Origin of the sequence: Paracoccus beibuensis (assembly GCF_026162625.1) — a bacterium.
Lineage (GTDB): Bacteria > Pseudomonadota > Alphaproteobacteria > Rhodobacterales > Rhodobacteraceae > Paracoccus > Paracoccus beibuensis.
In genome coordinates, this window is sequence record NZ_JAOTBD010000002.1 from 207,733 (window position 1) to 215,517 (window position 7,785).

Sequence of the window (7,785 nt, forward strand, 5' to 3'; positions counted from 1 at the left end):
CAAAGCATATGCCTCAGTTCCCCGGCGAGGTCCAGCCTTGCCGGGGAACTGCCAGATCATCCGGCAGAGGCGCTTTCCTTCTTGGAGTCGACGTGGATCAGCAGGGGCTTGGCCGACGCATTTTCGACTGCATCCTCGTTGACGACCACCTCTTGAACACTGTCCAGGCCCGGAAGCTCGAACATGGTGTCCAGCAGGATCTCCTCCATGATCGAACGCAGGCCCCGCGCGCCGGTCTTGCGCTTGATGGCGCGCTTGGCGATGGCCGTCAGAGCGTCCTCGGTGAAGGTCAGCTGGACCCCCTCAAGATCGAAGAGCCGCTGGTACTGCTTGACCAGCGCGTTCTTCGGCTTGGTCAGGATGATGATCAGCGCTTCCTCGTCGAGGTCAGTCAAGGTGGCGATCACCGGCAGACGGCCGACGAATTCCGGGATCAGGCCGAATTTCAGCAGATCCTCGGGTTCCAACTCCTTGAAGGTCTCGCCCACGCCCTTGTCCGTGTTTTCCTTCACCGAGGCGCCGAAGCCCATCGCGGTGCCTTTGTTGCGCTGCGCAATGATCCGGTCGAGGCCCGCGAACGCGCCGCCGCATATGAACAGGATGTTCGTCGTGTCGACCTGCAGAAACTCCTGCTGGGGATGCTTGCGGCCGCCCTGCGGAGGCACGCTTGCGACCGTGCCTTCCATGATCTTCAGCAGCGCCTGCTGCACGCCCTCGCCCGACACGTCGCGCGTGATCGAGGGGTTGTCGGACTTGCGCGTGATCTTGTCGACCTCGTCAATATAGACGATGCCGCGCTGCGCACGCTCGACGTTGTACTCGCTGGACTGAAGCAGCTTCAGGATGATGTTCTCGACGTCCTCGCCAACATACCCGGCCTCGGTCAGCGTGGTGGCGTCGGCCATCGTGAACGGAACGTCCAGGATGCGTGCCAGCGTCTGCGCCAGCAGCGTCTTGCCGCAGCCGGTCGGCCCGATCAGCAGGATGTTCGATTTCGCCAGCTCGATATCGGTCTTCGAGCCGTGATTAAGCCGCTTGTAGTGGTTGTGGACGGCCACCGAGAGAACCCGCTTCGCGTGTTCCTGTCCGATCACATAATCGTCAAGAACGCCGCAGATCTCGCGCGGCGTCGGCACGCCATCGCCGGATTTCAGTCCGCTCGACTTCGTCTCCTCGCGGATGATGTCCATGCACAGTTCGACGCACTCGTCGCAGATGAACACGGTCGGACCCGCGATCAGCTTTCGCACCTCATGCTGGCTCTTGCCGCAGAAGCTGCAATAGAGCGTGTTCTTGCTGTCATTGCCGGACTGGTTCGCCATCGTCCATTTCCTTCGCTGCCGTCGCGTCGTTGCGCCACGGGCGACGACGGGTTCCTCTCCGCGCGCCGCATCTTCGGGTCGCCTGCGCCGGATCGGCCGCCGCAGGTATTCCATTCCATGTTAAGGACGAGCCCGGCCCGTCACAATCCCCAACAGGTCTATTTCTTCTCGGGTTCCGCCTTGCCGCGCGGCGCGACGACCTCGTCGATCAAACCCCAGTCCTGCGCCTCTTCGGGCGACATGAAGCGGTCGCGCTCCAGCGCCTGCTCGACCTCGTCCAGGGTGCGGCCGGTGTGCTTGACATAGATCTCGTTCAGGCGGCGCTTCAGCTTCTCGGTCTCGCGCGCGTGGATCAGGATGTCTGTCGCCTGGCCCTGATAGCCGCCGGACGGCTGGTGCACCATCACGCGGCTGTTGGGCAGGGAATAGCGCAGGCCCTTTTCGCCCGCCGCCAGAAGCAGCGAGCCCATCGAGGCCGCCTGCCCCACCACCAGCGTCGACACGCGCGGGCGGATGTACTGCATCGTGTCATAGATGGACAGGCCCGAAGTCACGACGCCGCCGGGGCTGTTGATGTACATGCTGATGTCCTTGGACGGGTTCTCCGCCTCGAGGAACAAGAGCTGCGCGCAGATCAGCGTTGACATTCCGTCATGGACAGGGCCCGAGACGAAGATGATGCGTTCCTTGAGCAGGCGCGAGAAGATGTCATAGGCCCGTTCCCCGCGAGAGGTCTGTTCGACCACCATGGGAACGAGGGTGTTCATGTAGAATTCTGCCGGATCGCTCATCGTCTGTCCTTGCTGTCTGTCCCTGGTCCCCGCGATTCGTCCGGGCGTGAACCCCTGTCTTAGCCGCGATAGGTTGACAGAGTCTTAGTAACGGGCAAGGTCAGCCGCAAGGGATGGAACGCAAATCGACCCGCGCGACCGCGCGCGGCGATAGGGGAGAGCCTTTTGAAACTGATCGTCGGACTGGGCAATCCGGGCACCAAATATGCCGCGAACCGCCACAATATCGGCTTCATGGCGCTGGATCGCATCGCAGAGGACCACGATCTGGGGCCGTGGCGGGCGCGTTTTCAGGGCCAGACCGCGGAAGGGCGGCTTGGCGACACGCGGGTGACGCTGCTGAAGCCGCAGACCTTCATGAACCTTTCGGGCCAGTCGGTCGGTGAGGCGATGCGCTATCTGAAGCTGACGCCTGCCGACGTGATCGTGCTTCATGACGAACTGGACCTGGCGCCGGGCAAGTGCCGCGTCAAGCAGGGCGGCGGCCATGCGGGGCATAACGGGCTGCGGTCGATCCACCAGCATATCGGGCCGGATTACGGACGGGTGCGGCTTGGGATCGGCCATCCGGGGCACAAGGACAAGGTCGCGCCGTATGTGCTGTCCGATTTTGCCAAGGCGGACCAGGATTGGCTGGACGACTTGCTGCGGGGGATCTCGGACGGGGCGGCGGCGCTGGCGGCGGGCGATGGCGGGCGGTTCCAGAACGCCGTGGCGACCCGCACCGCCCCTGCCCGAAACAGCGGCACCGAGGCGCCGCCGAAACCCGCACCGAAGCCCGCGCCCGCCCCGGAGCCGGCAGAGCCTGCAAGCTTTTCGGAGCGGCTGCGCGCGTTGACGGACCGGTTCAAGTGATCGAAGCGGTCCGCGAGGCCTTCCGCGACCAGGCGCGGTCGTGCCGCGACCTCGGCTCGCCCCTGACGGCGCAGCTGTGCGAGACGCTGGCCGAGGCGCTGGAGGCATCGCAGGGCGCCGTCGCGGCCCGCGTGCTGGGTTGGCCCGGCGATCCCGCAAGCCGCGCCGACTCCGTGCCGCTGCGGCTTTGCGGGGCACTGCACGCGCTGGTCCTGACGGGCGATGCTCCGGATTTGGCCCAAGCCTATGCGCGCCGCGAGGTGCCGGCGGACTTGCTGATCGGGACGCTTCAGGACCACGAAGCCACGATCCTCGACTGGCTGAAGAGCCCGCCGCAGACGAACGAGGTCGCCCGTTCTGCCGCGCTGATCGGCGCGGGACGATTCCTGGCGGACCTGTCTCCCCTGCCGCTGCGGCTCCTCGAACTCGGCGCTTCGGCGGGGCTGAACCTGAACTTCGACCTCTATCGCCTTGGCTCCGGACCTCAAGGGGTGTCGCTGACCCCGGAATGGACGGGCCAGGTGCCGCAGGGGCCGTTCCGCGTCGTCAGCCGGCGCGGCGTGGACCTCAATCCGCTGGACCCCCGGCGCGATGCGCTGCGCCTGATGGCCTATTGCTGGGCGGATCAGGATGCGCGGCTGTCACGGCTGCGTGCCGCCCTGACAATCGCGCAATCTGACCCGCCCCACGTCGACCGCTGCGATGCCGCCGCCTGGCTGTCGGAACAGCTGCTGAGGCCAGAGCCCGGCTGCCTGACCACCGTCTTCCACACCATCGCCGCGCAGTATTTCCCCCGCGCGACCGTCGCGGCCTGCGAGGCGGCATTGGCCCGCGCCGGCGCCCGCGCAACGCCCGACGCCCCCGTCGCGCATTTCGGGATGGAGGCCGATGGCGGCCACGGCGCCGCGCTGCGCCTGACGTTCTGGGACGGCGACGAGCGGTGCTGGTCACTTGGCCGCGCCGATTTTCACGGCCGCTGGATCGACTGGCAGCCCCGCCAGTTGTGACCGCCTGCCCCCTTTCCACCTGCTGCCGCGTTGCATAGGCTGGACCGGCAAGCGGAGGATTGAGGATGGAACAGTCGATCAACGTGCTCGGCGGTGTCTTGCAGGCCTGTTCGACAAGGCCGATGACCGGGTTCTATCGCAACGGATGCTGCGACACCGGCCCCGACGACCGCGGCAGCCACACCATCTGCGTGATCGTGACGGACGAATTCCTCGCAATGTCTCGATACCTGGGCAACGACCTGACCACGCCGCGGCCCGAGTTCGGCTTTCCCGGCCTGAAGGCCGGCGACCGCTGGTGCCTCTGCGCCGGCCGCTTCCTGCAAGCGACCCAGGAATTCGCGGCGCCCAAGGTCGTGCTTGAGGCGACGCACCAGCGGGCCATGGACATCGTGCCGCTCGACCTTCTCAAGCGCCATGCGACGACGGATGCGGACTAAGCTTCTGGCGCTGGTCGCGCTGATCCCGACCCCCGCGGCGGCCTTCGGACCCAGGATCGACAGCATGATTCGCGACGACGACCGTGTCCGGCTGGAGCAGCTGGACGAGGTTTCGGGCCGCACGCTGCGCGGCGCCGCGGCGCTGGCCGATCCGGCCGATGTCGACGTGCTGGTCCAGGGGCTACGGGGGACGCCCCTGCCTTTGGGCGAGGCGGCCTCGATCCTGCCCGGCAACTGGTCGTGCCGGATGCTGAAGCTGGGACGGAACCTGCCCCTGGTGATCTATCAACCGTTCCGCTGCCGGATCGGCGCTGACGGCAGCTTCGAAAAGCTGACCGGCTCACAGCGGATGACAGGCACGATCGGGGTCATCAAGGGACGCGAGGTCTATCTGGGGACCGGATACGTCGCCGGGCAAGAGCCCCTGCCCTACGCCCAGCTTCCCGATGAGATCGACCCGACGGCGATCCCGCAACTGGTCCCAGAGGTCGGAGCCGTCGAGGTGGTCAGCCCGGCAAGGGCGCGCATCCTGCTGCCCCTGCCGGTCCTCGAATCCGAGATGAACCTGCTGCTTCTCAGCCGCTGATCAGGTCTTGATGTCGAAGCCGAGGTGCTTGGCCACGGTGAAGATGTCCTTGTCGCCGCGCCCGCACATGTTCATCACGATGATGTGGTCGGCGGGCAGGTTCGGGGCGATCTTCATCACGTGGGCCAGCGCGTGGCTGGGTTCCAGCGCGGGGATGATGCCTTCGGTGGCGCAGCACAGCTGGAACGCCTCAAGCGCCTCCGCATCGGTGATGCTGACATACTCGGCCCGGCCCATGTCCTTCAGCCAGGCGTGTTCCGGCCCGATGCCGGGATAATCCAGGCCCGCGCTGATCGAGTGCCCTTCAAGGATCTGGCCGTCATCGTCCTGCAGCAGATAGGTCCGGTTGCCGTGAAGCACACCAGCGCGACCGCCCGAGAGGCTGGCGCAATGCTGCATGCGGTCGTCGACGCCCTTGCCCCCGGCCTCGACGCCGATGATGCGGACCTCCTTGTCGTCGAGGAAGGGATAGAACAGCCCCATCGCGTTCGATCCGCCGCCGATGGCCGCGACGATCGTGTCTGGCAGTCGACCCTCGCGCGGCATGATCTGTTCGCGCACCTCTTTTCCGATGATCGACTGGAAGTCGCGTACCATCGCCGGATAAGGATGCGGCCCCGCGACCGTCCCGATGCAATAGAACGTGTCGCGGACGTTAGTGACCCAGTCGCGCAGCGCGTCGTTCATCGCATCCTTCAATGTGCCGCGGCCGGACGTCACCGGCACGACCTCGGCCCCCAGCAGGCGCATGCGGAAGACGTTGGGGGCCTGGCGTTCCACGTCATGCGCGCCCATGTAGACGATGCATTTCAGGCCGAATCGCGCGCAGACCGTTGCGGTGGCCACGCCGTGCTGGCCCGCGCCGGTTTCCGCGATGATGCGGGTCTTGCCCATGCGGATCGCCAGCAGGATCTGGCCCAGCACGTTGTTGATCTTGTGGGCGCCGGTATGGTTCAACTCGTCGCGCTTCATGTAGATCTTGGCGCCGCCAAGGTGCTGCGTCAGGCGCTCCGCGAAATAGAGCGGGCTGGGGCGCCCGACATAATGCGTCCAAAGGTCATCCATCTGGGCCCAGAACTCAGGATCGGTCTTGGCGCGTTCGTATTCGGCCTCGAGGTCCAGGATCAGCGGCATGAGCGTTTCGCTGACGAAGCGGCCGCCATAGATGCCGAAGCGTCCCTGTTCATCGGGACCGGAGGTGAAGCTGTTCAGCAGATCGTCGGCCATGAGATGCGCCTCTGGGTCAGGATTGGATATCAGGACAATGAAGCTGCCCGTTCATGTGCTTCTAAACCCGTTCAATGGCAGATTGAAGCGACCAAAGGACGGAGTGGCGTGAACCTGATGATCCCCATCAGATCCGTGTCCGACATCTCGCCTAGTGCGTCGATCCCGTCGGGCGGGGCCACACGGTCTGGAGGGATCCTCCTGCAGCGCAGCTTGCGCAAATGCCGCATGAAGCGAGTTTCGATTTCAATTCGGCCCTCGCTTGCGCTGAAGAAGCGGGCCTCGATGACGGCGATGGTGCTGGACATGGGAATACTCCGGGCATGAGGGGACCGTCGGCCGGGATAACCCCGCCGGATTAGAATCGTTGGGGGATGGGGATCAGGCGTCGGTGAAGATCAGGCCGCGCAGCATCGCTTCGGCCTCACCGCCGTCGGGCACCTCATCGGGATAGCCGAGCGACACGTTGACAAATGGCGCGCCGCGGATGCGGGTTGAGAGAGGCCGGTGGGTATGGCCGAAGAACCAGGAATCCGGCCGGTGTGCGTCGATCCAGCCATCAAGATCCGAGGCAAAGGCCGGGCTGAGGCTAGACATCTGACCGGCCACCGCCGCGCTCGGGGCATGATGGGTGACGACAATGGTTTGTCCCCGCCAAGGCTTTGCGATCTCGTGGGTCAACCAGTCGAGATGATCACGATGAATCGCTGCGGTATCCTCGGGCAGGACGGGATCCCCATCCTCCCGGCGGATCCGGCCGTAATCCGCCATCGCCATCACGGCGCGCTCCATAGCTGCCCCCGGATCGCCGAGCAGCGCAAAATGCGTCCAGAGCGTGCAGCACAGGAGGCGGCAGCTGCCGAAGGTCAGAACCGACTTCTGGGCAAGGTGCGCCCCGGTTTCCGTTGTGATCTGGGCCAGAACACCGTCGTCGAGCGTGGCACCATAATAGTCATGGTTGCCGGGAATGACCCAGATCCGTGCGGGCGAGACCAATCGATCAAGCCGCGCGAGCGCCCGGGGCCAGTTCCGCTGCGGATCATTAGCAAGATCCCCGGCGAAGATCAGCGCGTCGAGGTCGCGCAACACCGGCAGGATGCCGGCGAACGGATCGCGCCCGGCGTCGGCCCAGAGATCCAGGTGCAGGTCGGCGGTGATCAGGATGTTCATTGGCAACGTGCCCCTGTGATCAGATCGGGGTCGACCCGACCTTCGTTCGGATGGATGGAGCGGGCCTCGATTAACGGGATGCTGGACATGGGAATACTCCGGGCATGCAGGGGCTATTGGCCGGAGGGGACCCGGTCGCGAGAGAGGAATGGCGGCCGGGTCCTTTTCAGAGACAAGCCTGGACTGTTCGGAAAAGCTGATGCTTTTCCGGCGTGGAGAGAGACGACCGGTGATGTTCCAATGGTAGCAGCGGGACGGATACGGACCAGCTTTGTTGCGCAAAGAGCTTGAAGGCCGGACTTCCCCTTTCCCCGGGCGGACTTATCCCACGAGCTCTGTGACAGGTATGCCGAGCGCCGTGTAGCCGTTAAGCACGGCGGCGCGAAT

The 7,785-nt window shown here is 65.2% G+C and carries 9 protein-coding genes; 4 read left to right on the forward strand and 5 right to left on the reverse strand.

The features are described 5' to 3' along the window. Positions 1-56: 56 nt before the first annotated feature. On the reverse strand, positions 57-1,322 hold the full coding sequence (gene clpX, locus OC159_RS02805) for an ATP-dependent Clp protease ATP-binding subunit ClpX (protein WP_265499635.1): 1,266 nt from the start codon (positions 1,320-1,322) through the stop codon (positions 57-59). Positions 1,323-1,480: 158 nt separating this feature from the next. After that, the gene (locus OC159_RS02810) at positions 1,481-2,113 is read right to left on the reverse strand and encodes an ATP-dependent Clp protease proteolytic subunit (protein WP_265499636.1); all 633 of its coding nucleotides are present in this window, start codon (positions 2,111-2,113) and stop codon (positions 1,481-1,483) included. A 165-nt stretch (positions 2,114-2,278) separates the two neighbouring features. On the opposite strand from OC159_RS02810, the gene pth reads away from it, so the two are divergent. From pth to OC159_RS02830, 4 genes are all read left to right on the forward strand, one after another. Further along, positions 2,279-2,968, forward strand: a complete 690-nt coding sequence (gene pth / locus OC159_RS02815) for an aminoacyl-tRNA hydrolase (RefSeq protein WP_265499637.1) — start codon at positions 2,279-2,281, stop codon at positions 2,966-2,968. Then, complete coding sequence (locus OC159_RS02820; protein WP_322626703.1) at positions 2,965-3,975, forward strand: DUF2332 domain-containing protein; 1,011 nt, start codon at positions 2,965-2,967, stop codon at positions 3,973-3,975. Before pth ends, OC159_RS02820 begins: the two co-directional genes overlap by 4 nt. 65 nt (positions 3,976-4,040) lie before the next feature. Next, positions 4,041-4,415, forward strand: coding sequence for a DUF2237 family protein (locus OC159_RS02825; RefSeq protein WP_265499638.1), 375 nt, complete (start codon positions 4,041-4,043; stop codon positions 4,413-4,415). Then, positions 4,405-5,001, forward strand: a complete 597-nt coding sequence (locus OC159_RS02830; RefSeq protein WP_265499639.1) for a DUF4893 domain-containing protein — start codon at positions 4,405-4,407, stop codon at positions 4,999-5,001. The genes OC159_RS02825 and OC159_RS02830 overlap by 11 nt, the downstream gene beginning before the upstream one ends. Here OC159_RS02830 and trpB read toward each other — a convergent pair whose 3' ends face one another. From trpB to OC159_RS02845, 3 genes are all read right to left on the reverse strand, one after another. Continuing rightward, positions 5,002-6,228 carry a tryptophan synthase subunit beta gene (gene trpB / locus OC159_RS02835; protein ID WP_265499640.1) on the reverse strand — a complete coding sequence of 409 codons (1,227 nt, stop codon included), beginning with the start codon at positions 6,226-6,228 and terminating at the stop codon, positions 5,002-5,004. Positions 6,229-6,299: 71 nt separating this feature from the next. Next, the gene (locus OC159_RS02840) at positions 6,300-6,536 is read right to left on the reverse strand and encodes a hypothetical protein (protein WP_265499641.1); all 237 of its coding nucleotides are present in this window, start codon (positions 6,534-6,536) and stop codon (positions 6,300-6,302) included. 73 nt (positions 6,537-6,609) lie between these two features. After that, on the reverse strand, positions 6,610-7,398 hold the full coding sequence (locus OC159_RS02845; protein WP_265499642.1) for a metallophosphoesterase: 789 nt from the start codon (positions 7,396-7,398) through the stop codon (positions 6,610-6,612). Between the last annotated feature and the right edge of the window lie 387 nt (positions 7,399-7,785).